The sequence below is a fragment of the Streptomyces sp. NPDC089799 genome (assembly GCF_040684755.1).
In the GTDB taxonomy this organism is placed as follows: domain Bacteria; phylum Actinomycetota; class Actinomycetes; order Streptomycetales; family Streptomycetaceae; genus Streptomyces.
Window position 1 is genome coordinate 303,420 of the sequence record NZ_JBFBGR010000004.1, and the last position, 23,563, is coordinate 326,982.

Sequence of the window (23,563 nt, forward strand, 5' to 3'; positions counted from 1 at the left end):
ACGCGAACACGGGTGTCCGGCCGAGCCCGGCCGGAGGCGCAGGGCGCAGCCCCGAGGGTGGGGCGGAGCCCCAGGGGGGTCCGGGGCGCAGCCCCGAGGGGTCCGGGGCGGAGCCCCGACGGGGGCTGGGGCGGAGCCCCGGTTTCGGGAAGGGGCGGGGAGGGGAAGTGGCCCCGCAGGGACCCAACGCCCGCCGGGACCCGGACCGGGGCCGAGACCAGGACGCGGACTGGAGCCGGCACCAGGGCCGGGGCCAGGGCCGAGCCCGGGACCGCGGCCAGGTCGCCCTGGAGTACCTCGGCTTCCTGCCGATCCTGCTCCTCGTCGGCCTCGCCGGCATCCAGCTCGGCTGGACCGCCTACTGCGAGCAGCAAGCCGAAACCGCCGCCCGCACCGCCGCGCGCGTCGCCGCCCGTACGGAGTGGGCGGACGGCCCGGAAGCCGCAGGCATCGCGGCCGGGGAGGCAGCCGTCCGCGCGAGCATCCGCGGCGCCACCGACGTACAGGTCGGTACCGGCGCCGACACCACCACGGCCACCGTGACCATCCGGGTCAACTCCCTCATCCCCGGCCTCGACGTCGGCCCACGCATACGCACCGCCACCATGCCCACCGACCGGAAGAAGGGACCCTGACCCATGACCCGCGTACCGGGGCGACCCGCCCCAGAACACCCGCGCGGCGAGGGCCGTCCCGCCCCGGAACCCCCGCGCGGCGCAGGCCGACCCGCCCCCACCCGCCGAAGCGAGGCAGCACGCCCATGAGCCTGCGCAGCCGCGTGCACACCCCCGACGACCGCCACACCCCCCGCCCCGGCGAGGACGGCCGGCTCGTCTCCTCCTACCGCGCCAAGCTCCTCGAAGAGATCGACCTCGCCGAGATGTCCGCGCTCGCGCCCGCCGAACGCCGCGCCCGTCTCGAACGCGTCCTCGGCCACCTCATCAGCCGCGAGGGCCCGGTCCTCTCCACCACCGAACGCACCGCGCTCATCCGCCGAGTGGTCGACGAAGCCCTCGGCCTGGGCGTCCTCGAACCCCTCCTCGAAGACCCCACCATCTCCGAGATCATGGTCAACGGCCCCGACCACATCTACGTCGAGCGGGCCGGCCGCGTCGAACAGCTCCCGCTCCGCTTCGCCAGCCACGAGCAGCTGATGCAGACCATCGAGCGCATCGTCTCCGCCGTCAACCGCCGCGTGGACGAGGCCAACCCCATGGTCGACGCCCGCCTCCCCACCGGCGAACGCGTCAACGTCATCATTCCGCCGCTCTCCCTCACCGGCGCCACCCTCACCATCCGCCGGTTCCCGCGGGCCTTCACCCTCCCCGAGCTGATCGCCCTCGGCACCCTGGACGAGCAGATGCTCCTGCTCCTCTCCGGCCTCGTCCAGGCCAAGATGAACGTGATCGTCTCCGGCGCCACCGGCACCGGCAAGACCACCCTCCTCAACTCCCTCTCCGCCCTGATCCCGGAGAGCGAGCGGATCATCACCATCGAGGACTCCGCCGAGCTCCAGCTCCAGCAGTCCCACGTGATCCGCCTCGAATCCCGCCCGCCGAACGTCGAGGGCAAGGGCCGCATCACCATCCGCGACCTCGTCCGCAACAGCCTCCGCATGCGCCCCGACCGCATCATCGTCGGCGAGGTCCGCGGCGGCGAGACGCTCGACATGCTCCAGGCGATGTCCACCGGCCACGACGGCTCCCTCGCCACCGTGCACGCCAACAGCGCCGAGGACGCCCTGATGCGCCTCCAGACCCTGGCGTCCATGTCGGAGGTCGAGGTCCCCTTCGAGGCCCTCCAGGACCAGATCAACAGCGCGGTGAACATCGTCGTCCAGCTCACCCGGTTCGCCGACGGCACGCGCCGCATCACCGAGATCTCCGTCCTCGACTCGCACGGCCGCGAGCCGTTCCGGATCATCACCGTCTGCCGGTTCGCGGCCCAGCCGGTGGCCGCCGACGGCCGGGTGCACGGCTGGTTCCAGTACTTCCCGCTGCCGCGCCGCATCGCCGAACGCCTCTACATGAACAACCAGCCGATTCCGCCGGCCTTCGGAGTCGCCGCCACCGACGACCAGCTCACCACCCGGACCGCCCTGTGACCCTTCCCGTCGCCCTCACCCTCACCGCCGCCCTGCTGGCCGCCGTACTGCTGGTCCACGGCCTGCACGCGTACGTCAAGGGCCGCGCGGAACGCACCGCGCTGATCAACCGTCTCTCCGACTCCGGTGAACAGGAGCCGACGGGCCGCCGTCGCCGCTTCCGCGGGGTGGACCGCCGCCTCCGCCGCACCGCCCTGGGCCGCCGCATCGAAATGAAACTGGCCACGACCGGCCTGGACCTCACCCCCGGCGAGTTCTTCGTCTACATGGCCGCCTCGGTCGCAGGCGTCTGGATCGTCGCGTCCTCCCTCCTCGCCCCCTTCTTCGGCCCGGTGGCCGGCCTGATCGGCCTGTGGTCGGCGAACGCCTTCCTCAACTGGCAGCGGGCCCGCCGTACCGAGCGCTTCATCAACCAGCTCCCCGAACTGGCCCGCATCCTCGCCAACGCCACCCAGGCCGGCCTGGCCCTCCGTACGGCCATCGGCATGGCGGCGGAGGAACTCGAAGCCCCGGCGGGCGAGGAACTGGCCCGCGTGGCCAACCGCCTCGCCGTCGGCCACTCCATCGACGAATCCCTGGGCGAACTGGCCGACCGCCTCCCCTCCCGCGAACTCTCGGTCCTGGTCTCCACCCTCGTCCTCTCCTCCCGCGCGGGCGGCGCGATCGTGGGCAGCCTCCGCAACCTCACCATCACGCTGGAACAGCGCAAGGAAACCCGGCGGGAGGTCCGCACCCAGCTCTCCCAGGTGACGGTGACCGCGTACCTGATGCCGTTCATCGGCCTGGGCTCGCTCCTCCTGGTCGACGCGATGATGCCGGGCGCACTGGAACGCATGACCGGAGCCATTCCCGGCCAGATCGCCGTCCTCGTCGCCCTGGGCCTCTTCGCCCTGGGCTTCGTCACCATCCGCCGCCTCTCGAAGATCGAGGTGTGAGCCGATGGTCCTCCTCGCCCTCGCCCTCGCCGCGTCCCTCTCCGTCCTGGGCATCTTCCACGGCATCCGCCTCTACCGCGCCGAGGTCGCCCTGCCCCCGGACCTGGCCCTCGCCCTGGAGGTCGGCTCCACCCGCACCACCGCGGTCGGCTCGGTGGTCGACCGCATGGGCATCCGCTACGCCCCTCTGGTCCTGCGCCTGATGGGGCCCAAGCGGGTCGCGGCGAAACGCCTCCAGATCGACCGCGCAGGGAACCCTTCGGGACTCACCATCGACCGCTATGCGGCGCGCCGCGCGGTATACGGCTTCCTCGGCGCGGTCGGTGCCTTCGCGACGCTGATCAACGGCCAACTCCTGCTCGCCTTGCTGATGGTCGCCTTCGGCCTGTTCTGGATTGAAGCGGGCCTGTGGTCCGCGATCCGGATCCGTCGGGACAACATCGAACGCACCCTGCCGGACTTCCTGGACGTCCTGGCGGTCGTCGTCAGCGCCGGCCTGGGCTTCCGCCAGGCCCTGGAACGCGTCGCGGACCGTTATAAGGGGCCCTGGTCGGACGAAATCCGCATCACCCTCCAGCAGATGGACATGGGCGTGAGCCGCCGTGAGGCATTCGCCGAACTCCGCCGCCGCAACGACAGCGAACAGGTGGCCCAGTTCGTCACGGCCCTCCAGCAAGGTGAGGAACTCGGCTCCCCGATCGTGGAAACCCTCATCGCCATCGCGGAAGACATGCGCCGCACGGACGCCCAGAACGCACGCCGCCGCGCAGCCCGCGCCATCCCCAAAGCCACATTCGTGGTGACCACCTTCATGCTCCCGGGCACGGTGATCCTGCTCCTCGGCGGATTCATCTACGGAGCGGACATCGATTTCGGCGCACTGCTCGGAGGCGGCTGATGATCCGTGTACTGATCGCCGACGACAACCCGGTCATCAGAGCCGGCCTGACAGCCCTGCTCTCCCGGTACGACGACCTCCAGGTCATCGCCCAGGCCACGAACGGCGGCGAGGCCCTGGCACTCACCCGACGGCACCGTCCTGACGTGGTCCTGCTGGACGTCCGCCTGCCGGGCGTGGACGGCATCTCGGCACTGCCCCACCTCGTGCAGCTGACCACTGTCCTGATGCTCACCTACAGCCGAGAGCAGGAGGTCATCCGCGAGTCGTTACTCCTGGGCGCGAACGGCTACCTCGTGCACGGCGAATTCACGCCGGACGACCTGGCCCGCGCGATCAGCGAGGTCTGCACGGGCCTTGCCTACTTCACGCCGACGGCAGCGAGTGCCCTGCTGGCGGACCTCCGCACCCGAGGGTCTTCGCAACCGCAACGAATTGTGGCACAGTCGACGGAGGGGGTCACCAACCACCGTGATTTCGGCCTGAGTTCGAGGGAGGCGGAGGTGATGAATCTGATCGCGTCCGGGATGTCGAACCAGCAGATCGCCGCCACCTGCTTCATCAGCGAGAAGACGGTCAAGAACCACATCAACCGCATCTTCGCGAAGCTGCAGAGCGCGAGCCGCAGCGAGGCAATAGCGAGGTGGCTGGGAACGATCCGTTCGGGGGTGCCGGGTCATGGGTAGGGGCTGTGCGCACTGGGTCCGCAGATGGGTCCCCGGACCCTTTGCACCCGCGGGTGGGGTTCCGTACCGTCCGCGAGTCAACAGCGGGACCGAACCGGGAGGGGACCCAGATGCGGAACCTCAAGTGGCGACGGCGGTTGGGAAGAGACGAAGGCCAGACGGCCTTCGAGTACCTGGGCATTATCGTCGTGGTCGTGCTGATCATTGGCGCGATCGTTGGCTCAGGAGTTGCCGGCATGATCGCTACCGCGATTACGACCGCGGTCGGGAACATCACGGGTGGCGGCGGCAGCTGAGCCTGAAAGCGGGCGAAGACCAGGGGCAGGCATTTCCTCTCTACGTTGGCATGGTCGCCATCCTGCTCTTCGCTGCGTTCGCGTTTGTCGCCGTTGGCATGGCTGGAGCCACACGCAGTCAGGGCCAGGGAGCCGCCGATGCCGCAGCGTTGGCGGCAGCCCGTGATGCCCGAGATCGAGTCTTCGAAGGAATCGACCTGGAGGGTCTTAAACGCGAAGACTGGCAGAAGATCCTCGAAGGCGGCTCTTTTGACGCTGAAGCCGGGTGCCGCGCAGCCCAGACCTTTGCTGGTTTGAATGCCTCTGCTGAGGGTGGTGTCGAGTGCGGGGCTGACCTGCCGCGCTTCACCGTTGCTCTGCAGACGGATGACGTAGTCGGTAGCTCTGTAGTCGCAGGCACAGACCAGGTACACGCCACCGCCAGAGCCACAGCCGTGATTGAAGGCGCCTGTTGGCTTACCTCAGATCCCACTCCGACGCCCTCGCCTACATCACCGCCGGATGACGGTTCGGACAAGACAGATCCCGAACCGGTCAACTTCGAGTGCGACGACGCAAGAACGATCAAGCTGGACCCCATGCACCCTGGTGAGCTCAGAGATCTGGCTCGCCAACTGTTCAAGGTGCGGCTGGACGACTAACGGCGAGACGAGAGATGAGGAAGCGGCGCACATGAGTGTTCGGCAGACGGTGAAGGTCAGTGGGGCAGCGATGGCGGCGGTCTTGGCCCTGACGTTGGCCGGATGTGGCATGGGCGATGATGAGAAGCCCAAGGGGGAGCAGCCGAAGCAAACGGCAGCGAGCCAGACCGCTCCGCCGCAGGGCTCGGCGACAGGCCCAGCGCCGTCGGCCCAAACACCTCTTGAAACGCTTGGTACTTCGAACGGCCCGGCGAACACGGTGTTGGTGATCAACTCGGTCGTTCGTGATTCTGGCGGGTTCGTCACTGTGAGCGGTCAGATCAAGAACAACGGCTCAGGCGTCTTCGGCGGTGTTGCCGTACTACGTGGAACTGAGAAGAACGCAAGCCCTGGGTCGGTTGCTGGCGCCACGCTCGTCGACCGCGCCGGAAAGAAGCGCTACTACGTGCTGCGGGACACGGAAGGACGCTGCCTGTGCACGACCGACCTACCTCCGATCGGCGTGGGGAAGACCGTATCCATCATGGCCCAGTTCCCGTCGCCGCCGGCGACCACCACGGAGGTCGACTTCGGTCTGCCGACCTTCGCCTCGGTAAACGTCAAGATCTCCGGGTGATGACCCCATGACCACACGCCACCGCGCAGCTGCTGTCACGGCCATAGCCGGCCTGGTTATCGCCGGGGCACACCTCATCGGGGCTACGAGCGCATACGCCGACGACCCGCCGCCCTCCGTTCCGCCCGGCACAGAGCCATCGACCGTCGCGCCGGTCAAAATCGACTCGAACTCGCCGGGGCTCAAGATGCCCCAGGGCGGCATCCTCGCGGCGCCCAAAGTGCTGGACATCGCCGAAGTGGTCGAAGACCTCGGCGGTGAGGAGCGGCGCCAGGAGACCAATCAGAACGTGATGATGGCCCTCCAGGCAGAGGTGCTCTTCCCCGAGGACAGCGACGTCCTCAACGCGCAGGCCGCCGCCCGCATCCAGGCCATCGGCCAGGAGATCAACCAGCAGAAGGCCGTCCAGGTCCGAGTCTTCGGTTTCACCGATGACCAGGGCAGCTACGAGCACGGCAAGGTGCTCTCCAAGAAGCGCGCCGACTCGGTCCAGCGCGAGCTGGCCAAGACGGTCACCAACCCCTCCGTCACCTTCGACATCCGCGGCTACAGCGAGGACTACCCGATCGCGGACAACAAGACCGAGGAAGGCCGCAAGAAGAACCGCCGCGTAGAGATCACCTTCCCGCGCGGCGCGACCAACTAGCGCGGTGCTCGTGGCCCACGCGTAAGCCCCTGGCGAAGACGGATCTCCAGGTCGAGAAGGCCGTTCGCCAGGGGCTTCACCCGCAAAAGACGGAAACGCTCGCGGATTCCTCAGTTCGGGGTGTTCGGCGTGTTCGGGGTGTTGCCGCCACCGGGGGTCGCGGGCGTGGCCGGGGTGGCGGGGGTGTTCGGGCTGTTCGGCGTGTTGGGAGTGTTCGGGGTATACGGCCTGTTCTGATTCTTCAGAATGTGACCATGCGCATCCACGAAAAGGATGGAGCTGGTCGTGCAGTCATTGGGGAAACTGACGAACCTGCCGGTCACGGGATCTTGCCTCGCATAGCACTGCTTTCCCCCGCTTTCGGGTGATGCCACCGCAGACGCCGACGCCTGTGTAGCCGCCTGAGCACTCACCGCTCCCACGGCGCCGCTGAGCAGCGCGGCGGCAACAGAAATGCCGGCGATCTTGGATATGTGCTTCAGGGTTGTCATCGACATGATGTTCTCCCTTTCCGGTCGATGGTCCCGTTCCCCGGAACCGAATAGTCGTTCTTGAGACCATCGCCCCTCCGTAGGGAATTTCCAAGCGACGGAAAGTCGGGGCTTGACAGGGAACCGTCTCGGCGAGGTCGAGAAGGAAAGGTGGGTTCGGTGAGCTTCACGCAGTGGGACGACATCTACGAGGACGCCTGGAGGGACGAGACCACCCTGGCGGGACGGCTGTGCCCGGAGTGCGGACGAGCCGGCCTCAACCTGGCTTTCACGGAGTGGGAGACGTTCGGCGAGAAGGTCATGGCCGCACTCTGGTGCGGTGCGTGCCTCCACGGCATCGCCTTCGGGAATGCCATCAGGCCGAAGGCCGGCAAGGTGCGGAGCTGGAAGGAAGCGGAGCCCGAGCGGACCATCCCCGACTTCACGCTGATTCCGCCGGAGTGGGATTAGTGCTCGGCCTGGTCGGGCTACCGCAGAGAGCGCGTGAGCCAGACGATCTCCCCGCTGTCCTCTACTGAAACGTGGTCCCGCGCGAACCCGAGCTTCTCCAGGACGCGGAACGATGGGGTGTTCCCGGCGTCGACGGTCGCCCGGAGCCGTTTCCGCCCGGTCGCCGCGGCGGCTTCGAGTACAGCGCCGGCCGCCTCGGTCGCGTAGCCGCGCCCGTGCGCGTGGCGGAACAGCTCGTACGCGATCTCCGGCTCCTCCAGAGAGGAGCGGCCGATGATCAAGCCGCAGTAGCCGATGAAGTCGCCCTCGTCCCGGCGCTGGACGGGCAGCAGGGCGATCCCCGTCGTCGCCGTTGCGGTGAGCAGCTTCGCGATGAGTGCCCGGGTGTCATCGAGTGTTGGCGTCGGCGTCCCCCCGCCGCGTTCGGACTTCAGGGCGCGGAGCTCGGCGGCGTCCGACTCGGCCCACGGCCGCAGCACCAGCCGCTCGGTCTCCAGGTGGAAGGGCATCGTCTCGTACGTGGTCATGACCCGGACCCGCCCTACCCGCGTCGACCGGTCGCCGAGCCGAAGCCCAGCCATGTGTGCCGGTTGTTCCACCAGCACCAGCCCACCTTGGGGGCGCCGCGCCGCTCGCGGCCGTCCCGGCCGGTGCCGTTGCTGATCCAGATCGCCGGGGTGCGGGCGTCCAGGGTCCCGTTGGGTTTGCGCAGCCGTGAGCCGATGGTCATGAAGCAGTGGTTCTGCTCCAGCACCGCGGGCTGCTGGAGCAGCCAGTGGATGCCTTCCGTGAGCACGAGCGGGGTGCGGTCCTCCTTGGTGAGGGCCGGGAGTGCCTCGTCCGGGCTCCAGTTGGCCATGTGGTCGCCGCGGTCGAGTCCGGTGACCAGGTAGAGGGGCGCGTCGGGCAGCTCGATGCCATGGGGCACGAACTCGTCGACGTCCGTCATGTCTACGACGACGAAGCCGGGCTTGCCCTCGCGGCGGAGCAGCGGTGCAAGGGCGGAGGCGGGCGCCCGGTCCGGGTGGACGGCGAGCAGGACACCGCCGTCCCCGCCGTCCAGGCCGTCCCCGCCACCGGCTCCCTCGGCGAAAGCCCGGAGCTCGGCGGCGGAGATGCCGGCGAGCTCGGGCACCCCGAGCTCGATCAGGCGCTCGGCCTGGGCGGCGAGAGACGGCAGGGGCGGAAGCGGGGTGACGGCGTCAACGGAACCGGTTTCGGGCACGGGCAAGGTACTCCTCGTCTCGTGTGCGAAGCAGAAGCACTGGCCCCGGCTCAACGGGACGGCCCGCCGGAACGTTCCCGGACCCTGTTGCCCCAGCCCCAGCCCCAGCCGCATCGAGCACCGCGCCGGCCCGCGCCGGCTCCTTTCGGAGGTGGAGGTCAGATGCGCGGGCCGAGGAAGCAGCCGCCGGAGGCGTCGATGACCTGTCCGGTCACCCAGCGGCCGGCCTCGGACGCCAGGAAGGCCACCACCCCGGCGATGTCGTCGGGCTGACCGATGCGGGGAATCGCGTTGCCGGAACCGACCATCTCCTGGACATCGGGGTTGCCGAGCATCCAGGGGTTCATGTCGGTGACCGTCGGCCCCGGCGCCACGGCGTTGACCGTGACACCGCGTGCGCCCAGGGTCTGGGCCAGGGAGCGGCTGAGCACTTCCACGGGAGCCTTCGTCATCGCGTACGGCGCCTCCGGCATCGCGATCCGGGTCGCTGCCGAGGTCACGTTGATGATGCGGCCGTTGTCGTTCAGCAGGGGCAGGGCTCGCTGGAGGATGAACAGCGGAGCCTTGGTGTTGATCGCGACGAGCCGGTCAAAGGCTTCGGGGGTGATGGCCTCGACCGTTCCGCCGGTGTTGATGGCGGCGTTGTTGACCACGATGTCCAGCCGCGCCCGGCCGCTCATGGCCTCCAGGCCGGCCGTCAGGGCGGCGAACAGGGTGTCGACGTCGCCGGGCACCCCCAACTCGGCGCGCACCGGAAATGCCTGGCCGCCGTCCTTCTCGATCAGCTGCACCGTCTCGGCGGCGGCGGCATCGTTGCTGCCGTAGTGCACTGCCACCAGCGCACCACTGGCTGCCAGTCGCAGGGCGATGGCGCGGCCTATCCCTCGCGAGGCCCCGGTCACCAGCGCGGTCTTACCGGTCAGGTGGGTCATGTCGTCACTCCAGGTTCGTCGGATTGGTCCCTCGCCCATGTTTGGCCCAGGCGCGACGTGGAACAACGGCGAAGCCCGCAACGACGGTTAACCCCCGAGTTAACGTGAGGAGAGACGCGGAGCCATGTGACAGCGGGATCCACTCAGGGAGAAGGCGCAATGAGGGCGGGGGCGAGTTCGCGCCACTCCCGCTCCGGCAGCGCGGCCGGATCGGCGCTCAGTACCTGGAGGCAGACGTGGTCGGCTCCGGCGTCGAGGTGCTCCTGTACGCGGCGGCGGATCGCCTCCGTGTCGCCGTACGCGACGATCGCGTCCACCAGTCGGCGGCTCGGGCCGCCCGTGATGTCCTCGTCGCCGAAGCCGAGCCTTCGGACGTTCGCCTGCTGGTGCGGCGCCATGGCGACGTATCCGGCGACGTGCGCCGTGGCGACCTCCCGGGCCCGGCCCGGGTCGGTGTCCAGGACGACGGCCTGCTCGACCCCGAGAAACGCGTCCGGTCCCATGATCGTCCGGGCCCGCGCGGTGTGCTCGACGGGCACGAAATATGGGTGCGCGCCCCAGGTGCGTTCGGCGGCCAGTCCGAGCATTTTCGGGCCGAGGGCGGCCAGGACGCGGCGGGGTGCCGGGTCCGGTACGGGACCGTGGGCGGGGGCGGCGTCCATGGCGTCGAGGTAGGCGCGCATCGTGGTCAGCGCCCTGCCCCGGGCCGGGACGGGATAGCCGTCCACCACATGCACCGTGTCGTCCACCCGGTGTCCGCCCAGGCCGAGCAGGTAGCGTCCGGGGAACGCCTCACCGAGCGTGCGCGTCGCGTTGGCCATGTCGATCGGTTCCCGGTAGGCGATGTTGGCGATACCGGACGCGACCGTGATCCGGCGGGTCGCGGACAGCAGTAACCACGCCTGGCCCACCGTGTCGCGGCCGAACGCCTCGCCGTACCAGATCGCTCCGTAACCCAACTCCTCCAGCTCCGCGGCCGATTCGCGTACGCGTCCGGCGGGCTGTCCCTCGTAGGCGAAGGTCCAGATCCCGACCCGGCCGAGCCCGGTCCGCGTGTTTTCAGTCATCCGTACGTACTCCTCGGGCAGCTTTCCGGAGAGGTTCTCCGTTTCCTTGTCGCGTAGGATACGGAGAACCTCTCCGGTTTGCCATCCCGGAAGCCGATCGAAGGGCGGAACGATGACGAACGGGCATGCGCACACCCCGGCCGATGCTCCGCGACGCACGGACGCCCGACTCAACCGGGAACGTCTGGTGGCGGCTGCGCGGGAAGTGTTCGCCGAATCCGGGCCCGGCGCGTCCCTCAACGAGATCGCCCGCCGGGCAGGGGTGGGCCCCGGCACCCTGTACCGCCACTTCCCCAACCGCTCGGCCCTGCTGACCGCGGTGCTCGGGGACCGGATCGAGACGCTGGGCGCGCACGCGGACCGGCTGCTCGCCTCGGAGGACGCCGACGACGCCCTGGAGGAATGGCTGCGCGCCTTCCTAGCCCATGCCCGCGTGAACCAGGGCATGGGCAGCGCCCTGCTGGTGGAATCAGCCGGCGAGCTGGGCTTTGACTGCCATCGGCGCATCCTGGACATGGCGGACGGCCTGCTCGTCCGCGCTCAACGACACGGAACGGCGCGCGCCGACCTGACCGCCGACGACCTCCTCCAGCTCGTCGTCGGGATCGCGCTCTCCACCGCCCACAGCGACCGGATCGGACAGCCGGAGCTCCTGCTGGATCTGGTGCTGGACGCCGTGCACGCGGCGCCTAGAGCAGGTGGTCCGCCTTGCCGGCCTTGATGTCGCGGATCAGCGTCTGGAGGGCGGCGAGGCTGTCCGTGAGCGGGCGGTCTTCCTGCCCGGCGACGGCGATGTAGCTGTTGCCGTCACCGTCCACGCCTATCCGGTAGCAGTTGTTGCCCTCTTGGCAGTAGGGCTCTTCCCAGCGGATGTCCGTCATCGACTCGGGCTCCTCACAGTTCGCCGCGGATGCGGTGGATGAAGTCGCGGGAGGCGGCGGCGTCGAGCGCGTTCTTGCTCATCCATTCGAGCAGTCGACGGTATCGCCCCAGTTGGTCGGTCGAATGCATGAAGTCCGGTCCGTGAACCGAGTCGACTTGAGCAGTGTCGAGCTGCGGCACGGGTCCTTCGGCATACAGCAAAGCGTGTCCTGCGCCCGGGAAGATCCCGCCGGACACCGGCAGTACGCGGATGGTGATGTGCTCCTCGGTGCTGCGCTCACAGAGGTAGTCCAACTGCTCGCGAGTGGCGGCGCGTCCGCCGAACTGCATTCGGAGGGCGGCCTCGTGGACGTATCCGATGTACGGCAGGGGTTTGGGTTGGTCCAGTACGCGCCGTCGGCCCATCCGATGAGCCACGCGCAGCTCGATGTCCAGCCTGGGCGGGTCCGGCAGTATCGCGCTGAAGATGGTGCGCGCGTACTCCTCGGTCTGGAGCAGGCCGGGAATGTGCACGGTCTGGACCGTCTGCAACCCCCTTGCGTGCCATTCCAGTTCGGAGATGTCGAGCATTCCGGCTGCCAGCTTGCCCCTGAACTCGTCCCACCAGCCGCGCTTGCGCTGTCCGGTCATGGCGATGAGCTCGGCGATGTATGTCTCGTCGTCGCAGCCGTAGTGGTCGGTCAGTGCGCGGAGGCGTTCGGGGCTCAAAGTCCGCACGCCCGACTCGATGTTGGGGATCTTTCCGCGGTCCAGGCCCAGTAGTCCGGCCGCGAACTCCGCGGTGACCCCGGCGTCCAGGCGCATTCGGCGCAGTTCGGCGCCCAGCCTGGTCTGGCGGTAGGTCGGCGACGTCCTCGGTGGCATGTGGGCAGTCTGCCCGCAACCCACGCGCACGGTCCAGCGGGGCGCGGATGTCACCGTAAGGGTGGCAATGACACCACCCAACCCCCTACAGTCGGTAGCGCACTGCTTACGCACGGCGAGTTGAAGTGCATCGCGCTGTCCTGCCCGCACGCTCCCTCCCCCGGAGGGGCGGGTCCGCGCAAGGGGAGACAGGCCACACTCGCCGCCATGCCGCACACGAACCGGTCCGCGTAGGCCCCTGTGCGCGTCGAGCTTCCGCACCGAACCGTCAACGCCGTCACCGCAGACGACCCCTGGGAGCCGAAGATGATCCTGCCCTTCACCCACCCCGCCGCCACCCTGTGCCCGATCGCCCGGGACACCGGAGCCGTGCCGCCGGCCGCGTCGCCGGACCAGCTCACGTGCAGCGTGACCCTGCCCGCCGGGCCCCGCGCCGCGGCCGTCGCGCGGCAGACCGTACGGGCCGCGCTGTACGCCTACGCACTCGCCCCGCTCGAACCGGCCGCCGTACAGGCCGCCTCCGAACTCGTCGGCTCCGCCTGGCGGATGGATCCCGAGGGGGAGCTCTACCTGTCCGTCCGCTACCGCGACGGCTCGCTCCGCCTGATCTCCTACGACGGGCACCCCGAACACGCCCACCCCCGCCTCGCCGCGCACTGCGAAGCCCGCCGCCGGGCCACCCTCCGGGTGCTGGCCGCAGTGGTGCGCGACCATGGCGGTAACTGGGGGTTCGGGCCCTCGCGGGAGCCCGGTGGCGGGAACCGGAGCTGGGTCAGCCTGCCCGGCTGAAAGCAGCGGCCGGAACACGGCACGGGTGGCTAGGGTGGCGGGATGCGTGAAACGCCGGAAGAACTCAAGGAACTCCAGGCCCTTCTCGACGCTTCCCTCTCCCGTTCCACCGCGCACCTCCGCTCGATCATCAACACCGAGCGCACCCTGACCGCGGAGCAGGTCACCCGGGTCCTCACCGGAATGTGCACGCTCGCCCTGTCCACCGTGACGGCCAAGGGCGAGCCGCGCATCAGCGGCGTGGACGGGCATTTCCTGCACGGCAAGTGGCACTTCGGTACGGCGCGCGGTGCGGCCAAGGCCCGGCACCTCGCCGCGCGGCCGGCCGCCAGCGTTGCCCACCTGCGCGGCGAGGACCTCGGCGTGTTCACCCACGGCAGCGTGGAGGTCCTCAACCCCGAGGGCGGGGAACCGTCGGCGGACTGGCCGTACCTGCTCGCGTACTTCAAGGAGTTCTACGGCGAGGACCTCTTCGACTGGGACAACGAAGTGGTCTACTACCGGCTGCACCCGCACTGGATGACCGTCTACTGCCCCGACCTCGCGAAGCTCACCGCCCCCTGATCCGCCCTGGGGTCAGTGGTAGGGGGAGGCGATCCCGATCACGGCCAGCCAGAGGCATGGCTTCGCCGGTGACCAGGGCGCTGCCCGCCGGGTCGCGTTCCTCCGGGAGGGCCGCGTCCAGGGCGGTGTGGAACATGCCGGTGGCGGTCGGGTTGCCGCCCTCGGACGTTCCGGGCGGACGAGGACCTCTTCGACCGGGACGGCGCAGCGGGCTGTTGCCGGCCACACCTGCACTGGATGTCCGTCTGCTGCCCCGACCCCGCGAAGCCCACCCCCTGGTCCCCGTCACCCGGCGTCGGTGGCCACCTCCGCCAACGAGTTCACGAACGCGGTGATGAGCCGGGTGAATTCGGTGCGGTCGGCGTCCGGCCATTCCTCCATCACGCGGGCGAAGACCTCCTGCCGGAACCGGTGTGCGCGGTTCACCTGTTCCTGGCCCTCTTCGGTCAGGCTGAGCAGCGTGCGCCGGGCGTCGGAAGGGTCGGTGCGACGTGTGATCCACCCTTCCTCCTTGGCGCGCAGCACCAGACGGCTCGCCCTGGGCTGGTCCACGCCGAGGGCGGCGACATCGCTGACCGCACATGCCCGGTCCCGGTCACGGGCGTCGATGGCGTCCAGAACGCCGAACAGCGTGGGGTCGACCGGCTTTTACTGGCTGAAGCACATCGACGGAGCCATCACCGAGAGCCTGGGCCGGCTGTTCGCCGAGGACGGCCTGAACCGGCGCACCTGGCAGGTGCTGAACACGATTTCGTACGGCCCGACCACCATCGCCGCGCTCGACGAGACCATGGCGGCGTTCCTGTCCGCCGACGAGCCGACCATGCGGCCGCACGTCGAGCGGTTCGTCGAGCGTGGCTGGGCGCAGCCGGCGGACGACGGCGAAGTGACGCTGACAGAGGAGGGGCGAGGTGCCTACGGGCAGGTCTCCGAGCGGTCCGGGGCGCTGAGGATCCGGATGATGGAGTGCCTCTCGACCGGCGAGCACGAGGTGCTGATGGAACTGCTCCAGCGGGTCGCGGCCCATCTCGACGCCCTGGCCGCCGAAGCACCCCGGCAGTAGCCGTAGCGCTCGTGTGCTTCCGGCGTCGCCCGTGTCCGCAGTGAGGGAGCGGTCCGGCGCTACGGGACGTTCCAGGCGGAGATGAACGGCTGCCCGTCCTCGGTGGCCAGGAAGCCGAGGGTGCCCGGATGGGGGTGACCGAGCAGTCGGCTCGCGGACGGGTCCAGCCCGAGCCAGCGCACGGTGAGCACGCGGGCGAGGTGGCCGTGGGCGACGACGGCGACGTCGCCGTCGTCCAGCAGCGGACGGATGCGGTCCAGTACCGCGTCCGTGCGCGCGGCCACCTGCCGGAGCTGCTCGCCGGGGTGATCGGCACCGCCGCGAACGACTCCGTCGCGCCACAGGTCCCAGCCTGGTCTCGACGCCCTGATCTGCTCGGCGGTCAGGCCCTCGTAGCCGCCGTAGTCCCATTCCAGCAGGTCGGGATCGGGCTCGACGCCGGTCAGGCCCGCCAACTCCGCCGTCCGCATGGCGCGGCCCAGCGGACTGCTGAACACGGCGACCAGCGGACGGCCGGCCAGCTTCGGCGCGAGGGCCCTGGCCGTCGCCTCACCGGCGTCGGTCAGCGGCACGTCGGTGCGGCCGGCATGCCGGCCGGACAGGCTCCACTCGGTCTGGCCGTGCCTGATCACCATCAGCTCACCCATACCTGCGCACGCTAGCCGCTCCTGCGGCGCCCCGGGGCGGATTGCTCGCCTTCGCCGGCGGCAGCGGAGCCGGTACACATGAGACGCCATCTAAGGCAGCTGACCGATCCGGAGCGGGGGCCTTATTCCGCATCGTGAGACGGTGACTGAACGCGACACGGAAGCCGGGCTCACGGGCGGCAGCGGTGGTGGTGGCAACGGCAGCGGCGGCGGTGGTGAGCACGGCCACGGCCACGGGCGCGGTCGTGGCGGGCGGCGGGCGGTGCTGCGCGACCGGAACGCGCGGCTCTGTCTCGGCGCCGCCCTCGTGTCCGGATTCGGTACGTCGGCGCTCTGGCTCGCCGCCGGCGTGTGGGTGAAGACCCTCACCGGCTCCGACGGCCTCGCCGCGCTCACCTTCCTCGCGATGTGGGCGGCCACCCCCTTCGGCCCGCTGCTGGGCACGATCGCCGACCGGGTCCGGCGCAAGCCGCTGCTCATCGGGCTGAACCTCGCCCTCGCCGCCGTACTGACCGCCCTGGGTGCCGTCGGCTCCGCCGACAGCCTGTGGATCCTCTTCGCCGTGCTCCTCGCCTACGGCGCCGCCGGTGTGGTGCAGGACGCCGCGGAGGCCGCACTCGTCTCCGCTGCCGTCGACCGGCGGCTGCTGGCCGACTTCAACGGTCTGCGGATGGCGGCGCACGAGGGGATGAAGCTGCTCGCGCCGCTCGCCGGTGCCGTGCTCTGCGTCCGCTTCGGCGGGGGATGGGTGGCGGTGCTCGACGCCGTCACCTTCCTCCTCGCCGCCTGCATCCTCAGCCGGGTCAAGGTCGGCGAGCCGAGCCCCGCATGCCGCGCCGGACAGTCCTGGCGCGCCGACACCGCCGAGGGGGTCCGCGCGCTCTGGGGCCGTCCGCACCTCCGCGCCCTCACCCTCGCCGCCGGAGCCGCCATGGCCTGCGCCGGCCTGGGCAGCTCCTTCCTCTACGCCCTCGTCGACGACGGCCTGCACCACTCGCCCGCCTTCCTCGGCCTCCTCTACACCGCCCAGGGCATCGGCTCCATCGCCGCCGGAGCAGCGGCCGGAACCCTGATGCACCGGTACCCGCCCCGCCGCTACGCGGCCGCCGGCATCACCCTCTTCGGCGCGGCGGTCGCCCTGCGGTCCCTCCCGTACGACGCCACCGCCCTGGCCTGCAGCGCGGCCATCGGAGCCGGCCTGCCCTGCGTGATCATCGCCGCGCTGACCGCCGTACAGCAGGACGTACCCGGAGCGCTCGTCGGCCGTGCCGCCGCCGGGGCCAACACCCTCCTCTACGCCCCCAACGCGCTGGCCCTCGCCCTGGGCCCGGCACTGGTCGGCGCCGTCGACCACCGCACGGCCCTGCCGCTGATCGGCGCGGCGGCGGTCGCCGTGGGCGCGGCGCTGGCCGCCACCTCCCGGCCCGCCCCGGACCGCCGGCCCACCGGTCTGCACGGATGAACCGAGCGTGTTTCCAAGCCCCTTGGGCCTCACGCAGAACAGCGGGCCCGGGTTGTTCGTGCTCTGTAACAGGTTGTCGATAACGGCGCTCAACTCGATCGGCGTTGTCGTACCCATGTCATAGGATCTTCACATCGCACACGTCGGGGGACCACGGCCGGCATCTGATGCCGGTCCTGCTGTTGTGCAGTGACTGTTTCCGCGCAATTCCGCGTTTCCACAGCCTCCCCCTGCGCGTGTCCGATCCGACTTCTCTACGGGGAGAGACTGAATGCAGTTCAAGAAGTTCGTGGGTAGCCGTCCGGCCGCCATCGCGGGTGCCGTGCTCTCTGCGGCGATGCTCGCCGCCGTTTCGGCGCCGGCCAACGCCGCCACCGCGTCCGGTGACATGACGGAAGCCGAGATGCTCAGCGTCATCAAGAGCTACGCGGACGCCAACCCGACCGGACCGGAGAAGGACTCGCTGATCATCGGCGGGGCCTACGCCGACATCAAGCAGTACCCGTACATGGCCCAGATCTTCACCCAGGACTCCAAGGGCAACGGGTACTTCTGCAGCGGCTCCGTCGTCGGTCCCAAGAAGATCCTGACGGCCGCGCACTGCCTGGCCGGCCGGGACGCGAAGAAGACCGTCGTCGTCACCGGTGCCAAGCACCGTGCCGACTCCAGCAGCCTCTACGGCGGCAAGCTGTACGCGGCCAGCAAGCACTGGGTCCACCCGGCGTACAACGCCAAGAAGATCGACAACGACATCGCGGTCGTCACGCTGTCGAAGGCCACCGCCGCCAAGCCGATCAAGACCACCTGGTCCGGTGACACGGCGTCCTACAAGCCCGGCACGAAGGCCACCGCCCTCGGCTGGGGCCGCACCAGCGGCAAGGCCAACTCGCCGCTGTCGCCGTGGCTGAAGAAGGTCGACCTGCCGATCCAGTCCGACTGGACCTGCAAGAACAAGTACTGGGGCAACACCTACATCAAGGGCCACATGGTCTGCGCGGGCAAGCCGGCCTCCGGCAGCGACGCGATGACCAACACCATCTGCAACGGTGACTCCGGCGGTCCGCTGGTCGTCAACGGCCGCGTCGTCGGCATCAACTCCTTCGTTTCGGGCCTGGGCTGCACCGCCAAGGGCTCCTACCCCGTCTTCGTGAAGTACAGCTGGTACTCGAAGACCGTGGCGCCGCAGATCAAGTGATCGCCGACTCCGGTCGAGCGGTACCTGCAGCAAGCGGCCGGCCCCGCCGTCCCCGATCTCTCCGATCGGGGACGGCGGGGCCGTTCTGTTTCCCTGCCCCGGAGCCGTCCGGCCCGGGTCACCTCACCGCCGTCCGGTACACCCGCAGCGCGGCCACCTCGTACGACATCTCCTCGCAGTCCGGCTCCGGGGCGGGGTGGTAGCGGCCGGCGCTGACCGACAGGTTCACGATCAGATGGGCCCGCCAGCGGCGGCCGACTCCGCGCCGGTCGTCGAACACCCGCTTGCCGTTCACCCACCAGGTCACCGACCGCGCCCCGAACTGCACTTTGAGGTCGATCCACGCACCGGGCGACACGACGGCCGCGTCGCGGTGGTAGTGACCTGCCTGGCGGACGTGGTTGGAGAGTTCCAGCAGGTCGGGGTTGTCGGGGTGGTACTCGAAGACGTCGATCTCCTGGCCCCCGTCCCGCCAGGTCCAGATGGCGGGCCAGGCGCCGATCTCCTCCGGCAGCCGGACCCGCGCCTCCAGCACGTCCTCGGTCTGCACCATGAAGGACTCGGCGCTCCCCTCGGTGGTGAGCAGGCCGGCGTTCCATTTGCCGTCGGGGCGGCGGGTGGCACGGAAGACGCCACTGCGGCTGTAGGCGGGATCGGAGACCAGATAGTCCAACTTGTTGTCGCCCGGATTGATCGGGCCGCCGTTCGGATAGGCCCAGGAGCGGCCCGCGACCCACTGGCTCTCCGAGCCGAAGTCAGCGGTGAAGACGGGAACTTGGGACGTCTTGCGGGGGCGGAGCCTCTGCACGATTCGCTGGAGCACATCGCTGGTGTGCCCGTAAGCGGAACCAGTCATACCGGCGCCCGGGGGGCGCAGGGTCGACACCGGCGGGCGCACGGGGAGTCCGCGACCACCTGCGCCGTACGGGTGCGTTCTGCCGGGGATCCCGGTGAATTCCGCTGCGTCGGTCCCCCTTTCCGCGGGAGCGCGCCCGTCGTCCTGGCAGGGTCGCCAGGCGAACACCGGCCCCTCCAGACGACGGAAGAAGGCAGCGCATGAGATTCGGACAACTGAGACGGAGAGCGGTGGGCTCTGCCGCGGTGCTGGGGTTGGGTCTCGCGCTGCCGATCACCGCGGGCGCCGCGTCCGCGCATGCCCAGCCTCCCGGGGACCCCCAGATGTACGTCGTCAAGGAGGCGGCGGGCGCCTTCGCCCAAGGGGGTACCGGCACCTACGGCATCACCGTGGGCAACAGCGGTGCGGGCCCCAGCTCGGGCACGGTCACCGTCATGGACTCCCTGGGCCCCGGCCAAACGGCGACCTCCCTCGCCGGTTCGGGCTGGGACTGCACGCTCGTGACGCTGACCTGCACGAGAAGTGACGCGCTCGGCGCGGGCTCCAGCTACCCGGTCATCGTCCTTGACGTCAACATCGCCCAGGACGCCCCGGGCTTGGTCACCAACGGCGTCCGTGTCACGGGCGGTGGCGGCCCCGCGGCCCAGGACCACATCATCAGCACTCCGGTCGAGGACACGCCCGACCCCGTCCCCGCGCAACTGGGCATCACCAAGACCCACTCCGGGAACGCCACCCAGGGCGGCACCCTCCCCTACACGATCACCGTCTCCAACGCCTCCGGCGCGGGGCCGACGAGCGGCCAGGTCTCCGTCACCGACTCCCTGCCCGCCGGCGTCACGTTCGAGTCGGCCACCGGCACCGGATGGGAATGCACGCCGGGCACGCAGACCTTCAGCTGCGTGCGGACCGACGCGCTCCCGGCCGGAAGCAGCTACCCGCAGATCACCGCCACCGTCCGCGTCGGCGCGGCAGCCGCGTGCTCGTTCAACAACACGGCCACCGTCTCGGGCGGTGGCAGCGCCTCCGACACCGCGGACGACCCGACCACGGTCACCGGTGGAACCTGTGACGATGGCGACGGCGACGGGGACGGCGACGGCGACGGCGGCGGAGGTTCGATCCTGCCGATCAACCTGAACGGCGTCCTGCCGATGTTCAACAACATCAGCATCAACAACAACGTGCAGAGCCCGAACGGCAGCAACGTCAACACGCAGACCTTCGGCCTCGGGACGGACTGACCGCTCCCGTCCCGCTCGGTCCCGCACCGTGCCCTGCTCCGTCACCCGGGGCGGGGCGCGCCGTGCGTCAGAGGCCCGCGTGGGTGAGCACCAACTCCGCCGTCTCGCGGGCCCGGAGGGCGGGGTCGGGTCCGGGGGAGAGGGCGGCCACCGCCGTCGCGCCCTCGACCAGGATCAGGAGCCGGTCCGCCAGGTCCGCCCTGCCGTCCGCCAGGTCCAGCAGCAGGGAGCGGAGTTCCGCCTTGTGGGAGCGGACCACCTCCGGTGCCGCCGCGCCCAGTTCGCCATGGGTGTTGACGAAGGCGCAGCCGCGGAAGCCGGGCTCGGTGAACCAGTCCGCCAGCCAGTCGAAGACCGCGAGCACCCGCTCCCGGGGCTCCGCGGGCCGGCCGGCCGCTGCCCGCAGGGAGTCCGTCCACCGCCGGTCCCGGCGCTCCAGGTACGCGGTGACCAGGGACTCCTTCGCGGGGAAGAGCCGGTACAGCCGCTTCAGCGGCACCCCCGAGGCGGTGCGGATGCGGTCCATGCCGACGGCCTGGATCCCGTGCGCGTAGAACAACTCCTCGGCCGTGTCGAGCAGTCGGGTCCGCGCCTCTTCGTCGTCCATGAAGGCAGCCTAGCCCGAATCCCCTTGTGCAGAGAACGCCCGTTCTCGTATCGTCACCCCCGTGGCGAGAACGCCCGTTCTCGCTTCGTGAACCGTGAACCGTGCACTGAACCGTGAACCGTGTATCCCTCACGCTCGAAGGACGGAACCATGACCGTGACCCGCCCGCCGCTGCCCCCCTTCACCGAAGAGACCGCCCGGGCCAAGGTCCAGGCCGCCGAGGACGCCTGGAACTCCCGCGACCCCGAACGCGTCGCGCTCGCCTACACCGAGGACTCCCGGTGGCGGAACCGGGACCGCTTCCTCCAGGGCCGCGAGGAGATCCGCGCCTTCCTCGCGGAGAAGTGGGAGCGCGAACTCGACTACCGGCTCCGCAAGGAGCTCTGGGCCTACACCGACAACCGCATCTCGGTGCGCTTCGAGTACGAGTGGCACGACGCCGCGGGCCAGTGGTGGCGCAGCCACGGAAACGAGCAGTGGGAGTTCGCGGACGACGGCCTGATGCGACGGCGCGAGGCCAGCATCAACGACATCCCGATCGCCGAGTCCGACCGCCGCCTCGGCGACCGCTAGTCCACCGCCGCCCCGGGCCCGCCCGCGGCCCGCTCACAGCCCGTCCGCTCCCGGTTGCGGGCCGGAGCGTGTCACCCGATAGTGGGAAAAGCCGCGCCCGGACCGGTGAACAGCGCCGGGACCGGCAGGCCCGTCCGCTGATCGCATCCGTCGCGCCGCCGGTCCCCGAATCCCACCGTCCGGCCCCCGTAGCCACCGCCCGGCACGGTGAAGTCCGCCCCGTGCCGGGCGGCTTGGTCTCCGATCAGGTCGTTCAGCCGTCTCCCCAGCGCGCCCAGCCACGGCAGGTCCGCTCTGGCCACCGGGCCGTACGCCCGCACCGGGCAGCCGTCGGGCGGCTGCGCGAGGGCCGGATATCCGGTGAGAGCCGCCTTCGCCCCGGGGCTGCGCCTCCGGAGCCCGTCCAGCAGGGCGGCGTATTCGGCGTCCAGCTCGGCAAACCTCTGGGACAGCCAGACCGCTCCGTCCCCCTCCGTGAAGTACGCCGTGCAGGGCGCGCCCAGCCCCAGCGCCGCGCGGCCCCGTTCCCGGCACTCGTGGACGACCTCCTCGAAGCCGGCCGGCACGGAGAAGGCGGACGGCACGGAGAAGGCGGACGGGGCGGAGAAGGCGGACGGGGCGGGCGGAGGTCCGGCCGAGGCCGGCGCGCCGGCCGCCAGCACTCCCGTGACTGCGGCGGCTGCGACGAGCGTCGCGGCCTTGAGCAGGGACAGGGGCAGGGGCAGGGTCCGGCGTACGGCCAGGGTCTTGCGCATGGCGTTCTCCTCGGGTGGGTGGCCGGGACCCTCCCGGCTCACGTCACCAAAGGTAGCCAAAGCGATTACGGAGCGTAATCCCTCGAACGGGTGCCACCGCTTCCGCCCCGGCGCCCGCCCCGGCCCCACCGGACCCGCCCCCGTTACACCGCCTCGGCCGCAACCAGCGCCAGCAGCCCGGGGAAGCGGCCCTCGACGTCCTCCCGCCGCAGGCTCGCCATCCGGCTGTTGCCCCGGTTGACCTGCCGGATCAGGCCGGCCTCGCGCAGCACCCGGAAGTGGTGGGTGGTCGTCGCCTTCGAAACGGGCAGTGCGAAGGAGCTGCAGGTCCGCGCCGTCCCCTGCGGTGCGGCCGCCAGGTCCCGCACCACGCGGCGGCGCAGCGGATCGGCGAGCGCGGCCAGCACCGCGCCGAGCTCGATCTCCTCCGGAGCCGGGTGGCCGTCCTCGTCGGGCATCTGACATCTCCTCAAGGTATGGCTTGCGTCGTACCTGGGTGCCTTGTAGCGTCCACCAGGTACGAAAACGATCTTACCTGTGGAGAAGGGGGACCACACCCATGGACCAGCCGTTCACCCTGGTCGGCTTCGCCCGTCCCAAGCCCGAGCGCGTCGACGAACTGCGCACCGTACTGGCCTCGTTCGTCGAGCCCACCCGTGAGGAGCCGGGCTGCCTGGAGTACCACTTCCACGAGGACCGGGCCGAGCCGGGCGTCTTCGTCTTCTACGAGGCGTGGCGCTCCGAGGCGGACCTGGAGGCCCACCTCGCCCTCCCGCACATGCAGGACTTCTGGGAGCGGCGGATGGAGTACCTGCAGACGGACTTCGACATCCGCTTCCTCGACATGATCAGCCCCTACCTCCGCGAGCGCCCGGCCTGATCCGGCCTGATCCGGCCTGATCCGGCCTGATCCGGCCCGATCCGGCCCGATCCGGCCCGATCCGGAAGCCGCAGCCGCTCGCCCGAAGGCGCGACCTAGGTGTATTGACCCGCAGGGTTGTTAACGCGGCTGATGGGTGGGTGTCCGCCCAGTGCGGTGTGGCAGCGGTGGTGGTTGTAGGTGTGGAGGAAGTCT

General features: G+C 70.1%; 32 protein-coding genes and 1 pseudogene. 19 read left to right on the plus strand and 14 right to left on the minus strand.

The window, feature by feature from the left end; translation table 11 throughout:
- The first annotated feature begins 167 nt into the window (after positions 1-167).
- From AB0O36_RS05900 to AB0O36_RS05940, 9 genes are all read left to right on the plus strand, one after another.
- On the plus strand, positions 168-635 hold the full coding sequence (locus tag AB0O36_RS05900) for a TadE/TadG family type IV pilus assembly protein (protein ID WP_365104572.1): 468 nt from the start codon (positions 168-170) through the stop codon (positions 633-635).
- A 125-nt stretch (positions 636-760) separates the two neighbouring features.
- Positions 761-2,104 carry a CpaF family protein gene (locus AB0O36_RS05905; RefSeq protein WP_365104574.1) on the plus strand — a complete coding sequence of 448 codons (1,344 nt, stop codon included), beginning with the start codon at positions 761-763 and terminating at the stop codon, positions 2,102-2,104.
- Complete coding sequence (locus tag AB0O36_RS05910) at positions 2,101-3,039, plus strand: type II secretion system F family protein (protein WP_365104577.1); 939 nt, start codon at positions 2,101-2,103, stop codon at positions 3,037-3,039. Before AB0O36_RS05905 ends, AB0O36_RS05910 begins: the two co-directional genes overlap by 4 nt.
- Positions 3,040-3,043: 4 nt before the next feature.
- Entirely contained in the window at positions 3,044-3,937 is an 894-nt protein-coding gene (locus AB0O36_RS05915) for a DUF5936 domain-containing protein (RefSeq protein ID WP_365104579.1), read from the plus strand.
- The gene (locus AB0O36_RS05920) at positions 3,937-4,623 is read left to right on the plus strand and encodes a response regulator transcription factor (protein ID WP_365104581.1); all 687 of its coding nucleotides are present in this window, start codon (positions 3,937-3,939) and stop codon (positions 4,621-4,623) included. The genes AB0O36_RS05915 and AB0O36_RS05920 overlap by 1 nt, the downstream gene beginning before the upstream one ends.
- A 110-nt stretch (positions 4,624-4,733) precedes the next feature.
- Complete coding sequence (locus AB0O36_RS05925; RefSeq protein WP_365104584.1) at positions 4,734-4,919, plus strand: hypothetical protein; 186 nt, start codon at positions 4,734-4,736, stop codon at positions 4,917-4,919.
- Between the two features lie 2 nt (positions 4,920-4,921).
- Positions 4,922-5,560, plus strand: a complete 639-nt coding sequence (locus AB0O36_RS05930; RefSeq protein ID WP_365104715.1) for a pilus assembly protein TadG-related protein — start codon at positions 4,922-4,924, stop codon at positions 5,558-5,560.
- A 31-nt stretch (positions 5,561-5,591) separates the two neighbouring features.
- The gene (locus tag AB0O36_RS05935) at positions 5,592-6,176 is read left to right on the plus strand and encodes a hypothetical protein (protein WP_365104585.1); all 585 of its coding nucleotides are present in this window, start codon (positions 5,592-5,594) and stop codon (positions 6,174-6,176) included.
- Positions 6,177-6,183: 7 nt separating this feature from the next.
- Positions 6,184-6,822, plus strand: a complete 639-nt coding sequence (locus AB0O36_RS05940; protein ID WP_365104588.1) for an OmpA family protein — start codon at positions 6,184-6,186, stop codon at positions 6,820-6,822.
- Positions 6,823-6,932: 110 nt separating this feature from the next.
- Here AB0O36_RS05940 and AB0O36_RS05945 read toward each other — a convergent pair whose 3' ends face one another.
- The gene (locus tag AB0O36_RS05945) at positions 6,933-7,319 is read right to left on the minus strand and encodes a hypothetical protein (protein ID WP_365104591.1); all 387 of its coding nucleotides are present in this window, start codon (positions 7,317-7,319) and stop codon (positions 6,933-6,935) included.
- A gap of 153 nt (positions 7,320-7,472) precedes the next feature.
- Here AB0O36_RS05945 and AB0O36_RS05950 point away from each other — a divergent pair, with 153 nt between their 5' ends.
- Entirely contained in the window at positions 7,473-7,763 is a 291-nt protein-coding gene (locus AB0O36_RS05950; protein WP_365104594.1) for a hypothetical protein, read from the plus strand.
- A 17-nt stretch (positions 7,764-7,780) separates the two neighbouring features.
- On the opposite strand, the gene AB0O36_RS05955 is transcribed toward AB0O36_RS05950, so the two are convergent.
- The 4 genes from AB0O36_RS05955 to AB0O36_RS05970 form a co-directional block, all read right to left on the minus strand.
- Positions 7,781-8,290, minus strand: coding sequence for a GNAT family N-acetyltransferase (locus AB0O36_RS05955; RefSeq protein ID WP_365104596.1), 510 nt, complete (start codon positions 8,288-8,290; stop codon positions 7,781-7,783).
- 14 nt (positions 8,291-8,304) lie between these two features.
- A complete protein-coding gene (locus AB0O36_RS05960; RefSeq protein ID WP_365104598.1) occupies positions 8,305-8,988 on the minus strand; it encodes a DUF5701 family protein in 684 nt (227 codons plus the stop codon).
- Positions 8,989-9,146: 158 nt separating this feature from the next.
- A complete protein-coding gene (locus AB0O36_RS05965; RefSeq protein ID WP_365104601.1) occupies positions 9,147-9,920 on the minus strand; it encodes an SDR family oxidoreductase in 774 nt (257 codons plus the stop codon).
- 143 nt (positions 9,921-10,063) lie between these two features.
- Complete coding sequence (locus AB0O36_RS05970) at positions 10,064-10,987, minus strand: TIGR03620 family F420-dependent LLM class oxidoreductase (RefSeq protein ID WP_365104604.1); 924 nt, start codon at positions 10,985-10,987, stop codon at positions 10,064-10,066.
- A 112-nt stretch (positions 10,988-11,099) separates the two neighbouring features.
- On the opposite strand from AB0O36_RS05970, the gene AB0O36_RS05975 reads away from it, so the two are divergent.
- The gene (locus AB0O36_RS05975) at positions 11,100-11,708 is read left to right on the plus strand and encodes a TetR/AcrR family transcriptional regulator (RefSeq protein ID WP_365104607.1); all 609 of its coding nucleotides are present in this window, start codon (positions 11,100-11,102) and stop codon (positions 11,706-11,708) included.
- Here AB0O36_RS05975 and AB0O36_RS05980 read toward each other — a convergent pair.
- The gene (locus AB0O36_RS05980) at positions 11,677-11,868 is read right to left on the minus strand and encodes a hypothetical protein (RefSeq protein ID WP_365104610.1); all 192 of its coding nucleotides are present in this window, start codon (positions 11,866-11,868) and stop codon (positions 11,677-11,679) included. The genes AB0O36_RS05975 and AB0O36_RS05980 overlap by 32 nt on opposite strands.
- A 13-nt stretch (positions 11,869-11,881) precedes the next feature.
- Positions 11,882-12,733, minus strand: coding sequence for a helix-turn-helix transcriptional regulator (locus tag AB0O36_RS05985; protein WP_365104613.1), 852 nt, complete (start codon positions 12,731-12,733; stop codon positions 11,882-11,884).
- Positions 12,734-12,973: 240 nt separating this feature from the next.
- On the opposite strand from AB0O36_RS05985, the gene AB0O36_RS05990 reads away from it, so the two are divergent.
- Positions 12,974-13,522 carry an ATP-binding protein gene (locus AB0O36_RS05990; protein WP_365104616.1) on the plus strand — a complete coding sequence of 183 codons (549 nt, stop codon included), beginning with the start codon at positions 12,974-12,976 and terminating at the stop codon, positions 13,520-13,522.
- Between the two features lie 42 nt (positions 13,523-13,564).
- Positions 13,565-14,086: a pyridoxamine 5'-phosphate oxidase family protein gene (locus tag AB0O36_RS05995; RefSeq protein WP_365104619.1), complete on the plus strand. Its 522-nt coding sequence runs from the start codon at positions 13,565-13,567 to the stop codon at positions 14,084-14,086.
- A 285-nt stretch (positions 14,087-14,371) separates the two neighbouring features.
- Here the strand turns inward: AB0O36_RS05995 and AB0O36_RS06000 are convergent, their stop codons facing one another.
- A complete protein-coding gene (locus AB0O36_RS06000; protein WP_365104718.1) occupies positions 14,372-14,716 on the minus strand; it encodes a MarR family transcriptional regulator in 345 nt (114 codons plus the stop codon).
- A 1-nt stretch (position 14,717) separates the two neighbouring features.
- Between AB0O36_RS06000 and AB0O36_RS06005 the strand changes: the two genes are divergently transcribed.
- Entirely contained in the window at positions 14,718-15,149 is a 432-nt protein-coding gene (locus tag AB0O36_RS06005; protein ID WP_365104621.1) for a MarR family winged helix-turn-helix transcriptional regulator, read from the plus strand.
- Between the two features lie 59 nt (positions 15,150-15,208).
- On the opposite strand, the gene AB0O36_RS06010 is transcribed toward AB0O36_RS06005, so the two are convergent.
- Complete coding sequence (locus tag AB0O36_RS06010) at positions 15,209-15,796, minus strand: histidine phosphatase family protein (RefSeq protein ID WP_365104624.1); 588 nt, start codon at positions 15,794-15,796, stop codon at positions 15,209-15,211.
- A gap of 262 nt (positions 15,797-16,058) precedes the next feature.
- Between AB0O36_RS06010 and AB0O36_RS06015 the strand changes: the two genes are divergently transcribed.
- Positions 16,059-17,258, plus strand: a complete 1,200-nt coding sequence (locus AB0O36_RS06015) for an MFS transporter (RefSeq protein WP_365104721.1) — start codon at positions 16,059-16,061, stop codon at positions 17,256-17,258.
- A 271-nt stretch (positions 17,259-17,529) separates the two neighbouring features.
- Positions 17,530-18,453, plus strand: coding sequence for a serine protease (locus AB0O36_RS06020; RefSeq protein WP_365104627.1), 924 nt, complete (start codon positions 17,530-17,532; stop codon positions 18,451-18,453).
- A 118-nt stretch (positions 18,454-18,571) separates the two neighbouring features.
- Here AB0O36_RS06020 and AB0O36_RS06025 read toward each other — a convergent pair whose 3' ends face one another.
- Positions 18,572-19,309: a beta-glucanase gene (locus AB0O36_RS06025; protein ID WP_365104629.1), complete on the minus strand. Its 738-nt coding sequence runs from the start codon at positions 19,307-19,309 to the stop codon at positions 18,572-18,574.
- Between the two features lie 200 nt (positions 19,310-19,509).
- Between AB0O36_RS06025 and AB0O36_RS06030 the strand changes: the two genes are divergently transcribed.
- The gene (locus AB0O36_RS06030) at positions 19,510-20,553 is read left to right on the plus strand and encodes a hypothetical protein (RefSeq protein WP_365104631.1); all 1,044 of its coding nucleotides are present in this window, start codon (positions 19,510-19,512) and stop codon (positions 20,551-20,553) included.
- Positions 20,554-20,620: 67 nt separating this feature from the next.
- Here AB0O36_RS06030 and AB0O36_RS06035 read toward each other — a convergent pair whose 3' ends face one another.
- Positions 20,621-21,160 (minus strand): TetR/AcrR family transcriptional regulator, encoded by a 540-nt coding sequence (locus AB0O36_RS06035; RefSeq protein ID WP_365104633.1) that lies wholly within the window; start codon positions 21,158-21,160, stop codon positions 20,621-20,623.
- Positions 21,161-21,310: 150 nt separating this feature from the next.
- Here AB0O36_RS06035 and AB0O36_RS06040 point away from each other — a divergent pair, with 150 nt between their 5' ends.
- Positions 21,311-21,733 (plus strand): nuclear transport factor 2 family protein, encoded by a 423-nt coding sequence (locus AB0O36_RS06040; RefSeq protein ID WP_365104636.1) that lies wholly within the window; start codon positions 21,311-21,313, stop codon positions 21,731-21,733.
- A 71-nt stretch (positions 21,734-21,804) separates the two neighbouring features.
- Here AB0O36_RS06040 and AB0O36_RS06045 read toward each other — a convergent pair whose 3' ends face one another.
- Together AB0O36_RS06045 and AB0O36_RS06050 are read right to left on the minus strand one after the other, a co-directional pair.
- Entirely contained in the window at positions 21,805-22,530 is a 726-nt protein-coding gene (locus AB0O36_RS06045; RefSeq protein ID WP_365104639.1) for a hypothetical protein, read from the minus strand.
- Between the two features lie 101 nt (positions 22,531-22,631).
- Complete coding sequence (locus AB0O36_RS06050; protein ID WP_365104641.1) at positions 22,632-22,946, minus strand: helix-turn-helix domain-containing protein; 315 nt, start codon at positions 22,944-22,946, stop codon at positions 22,632-22,634.
- Between the two features lie 101 nt (positions 22,947-23,047).
- On the opposite strand from AB0O36_RS06050, the gene AB0O36_RS06055 reads away from it, so the two are divergent.
- Positions 23,048-23,368 (plus strand): putative quinol monooxygenase, encoded by a 321-nt coding sequence (locus AB0O36_RS06055; protein WP_365104644.1) that lies wholly within the window; start codon positions 23,048-23,050, stop codon positions 23,366-23,368.
- A 95-nt stretch (positions 23,369-23,463) separates the two neighbouring features.
- Here the strand turns inward: AB0O36_RS06055 and AB0O36_RS06060 are convergent.
- A pseudogene (locus AB0O36_RS06060) lies at positions 23,464-23,563 on the minus strand (IS481 family transposase); the annotation flags it as partial.

What these genes read in the sequence shown, in the direction of transcription:
- AB0O36_RS05905 (WP_365104574.1), top strand. Translation starts at nt 761, where the DNA reads ATGAGCCTGCGCAGCCGCGTGCACACCCCCGACGACCGCCACACCCCC.
- AB0O36_RS05915 (WP_365104579.1), top strand. Translation starts at nt 3,044, where the DNA reads ATGGTCCTCCTCGCCCTCGCCCTCGCCGCGTCCCTCTCCGTCCTGGGC.
- AB0O36_RS05920 (WP_365104581.1), top strand. Translation starts at nt 3,937, where the DNA reads ATGATCCGTGTACTGATCGCCGACGACAACCCGGTCATCAGAGCCGGC.
- AB0O36_RS05925 (WP_365104584.1), top strand. Translation starts at nt 4,734, where the DNA reads ATGCGGAACCTCAAGTGGCGACGGCGGTTGGGAAGAGACGAAGGCCAG.
- AB0O36_RS05935 (WP_365104585.1), top strand. Translation starts at nt 5,592, where the DNA reads ATGAGTGTTCGGCAGACGGTGAAGGTCAGTGGGGCAGCGATGGCGGCG.
- AB0O36_RS05940 (WP_365104588.1), top strand. Translation starts at nt 6,184, where the DNA reads ATGACCACACGCCACCGCGCAGCTGCTGTCACGGCCATAGCCGGCCTG.
- AB0O36_RS05945 (WP_365104591.1), bottom strand. Translation starts at nt 7,319, where the DNA reads ATGTCGATGACAACCCTGAAGCACATATCCAAGATCGCCGGCATTTCT.
- AB0O36_RS05955 (WP_365104596.1), bottom strand. Translation starts at nt 8,290, where the DNA reads ATGACCACGTACGAGACGATGCCCTTCCACCTGGAGACCGAGCGGCTG.
- AB0O36_RS05965 (WP_365104601.1), bottom strand. Translation starts at nt 9,920, where the DNA reads ATGACCCACCTGACCGGTAAGACCGCGCTGGTGACCGGGGCCTCGCGA.
- AB0O36_RS05970 (WP_365104604.1), bottom strand. Translation starts at nt 10,987, where the DNA reads ATGACTGAAAACACGCGGACCGGGCTCGGCCGGGTCGGGATCTGGACC.
- AB0O36_RS05975 (WP_365104607.1), top strand. Translation starts at nt 11,100, where the DNA reads ATGACGAACGGGCATGCGCACACCCCGGCCGATGCTCCGCGACGCACG.
- AB0O36_RS05980 (WP_365104610.1), bottom strand. Translation starts at nt 11,868, where the DNA reads ATGACGGACATCCGCTGGGAAGAGCCCTACTGCCAAGAGGGCAACAAC.
- AB0O36_RS05985 (WP_365104613.1), bottom strand. Translation starts at nt 12,733, where the DNA reads ATGCCACCGAGGACGTCGCCGACCTACCGCCAGACCAGGCTGGGCGCC.
- AB0O36_RS05995 (WP_365104619.1), top strand. Translation starts at nt 13,565, where the DNA reads ATGCGTGAAACGCCGGAAGAACTCAAGGAACTCCAGGCCCTTCTCGAC.
- AB0O36_RS06010 (WP_365104624.1), bottom strand. Translation starts at nt 15,796, where the DNA reads ATGGGTGAGCTGATGGTGATCAGGCACGGCCAGACCGAGTGGAGCCTG.
- AB0O36_RS06020 (WP_365104627.1), top strand. Translation starts at nt 17,530, where the DNA reads ATGCAGTTCAAGAAGTTCGTGGGTAGCCGTCCGGCCGCCATCGCGGGT.
- AB0O36_RS06025 (WP_365104629.1), bottom strand. Translation starts at nt 19,309, where the DNA reads ATGACTGGTTCCGCTTACGGGCACACCAGCGATGTGCTCCAGCGAATC.
- AB0O36_RS06030 (WP_365104631.1), top strand. Translation starts at nt 19,510, where the DNA reads ATGAGATTCGGACAACTGAGACGGAGAGCGGTGGGCTCTGCCGCGGTG.
- AB0O36_RS06035 (WP_365104633.1), bottom strand. Translation starts at nt 21,160, where the DNA reads ATGGACGACGAAGAGGCGCGGACCCGACTGCTCGACACGGCCGAGGAG.
- AB0O36_RS06040 (WP_365104636.1), top strand. Translation starts at nt 21,311, where the DNA reads ATGACCGTGACCCGCCCGCCGCTGCCCCCCTTCACCGAAGAGACCGCC.
- AB0O36_RS06050 (WP_365104641.1), bottom strand. Translation starts at nt 22,946, where the DNA reads ATGCCCGACGAGGACGGCCACCCGGCTCCGGAGGAGATCGAGCTCGGC.
- AB0O36_RS06055 (WP_365104644.1), top strand. Translation starts at nt 23,048, where the DNA reads ATGGACCAGCCGTTCACCCTGGTCGGCTTCGCCCGTCCCAAGCCCGAG.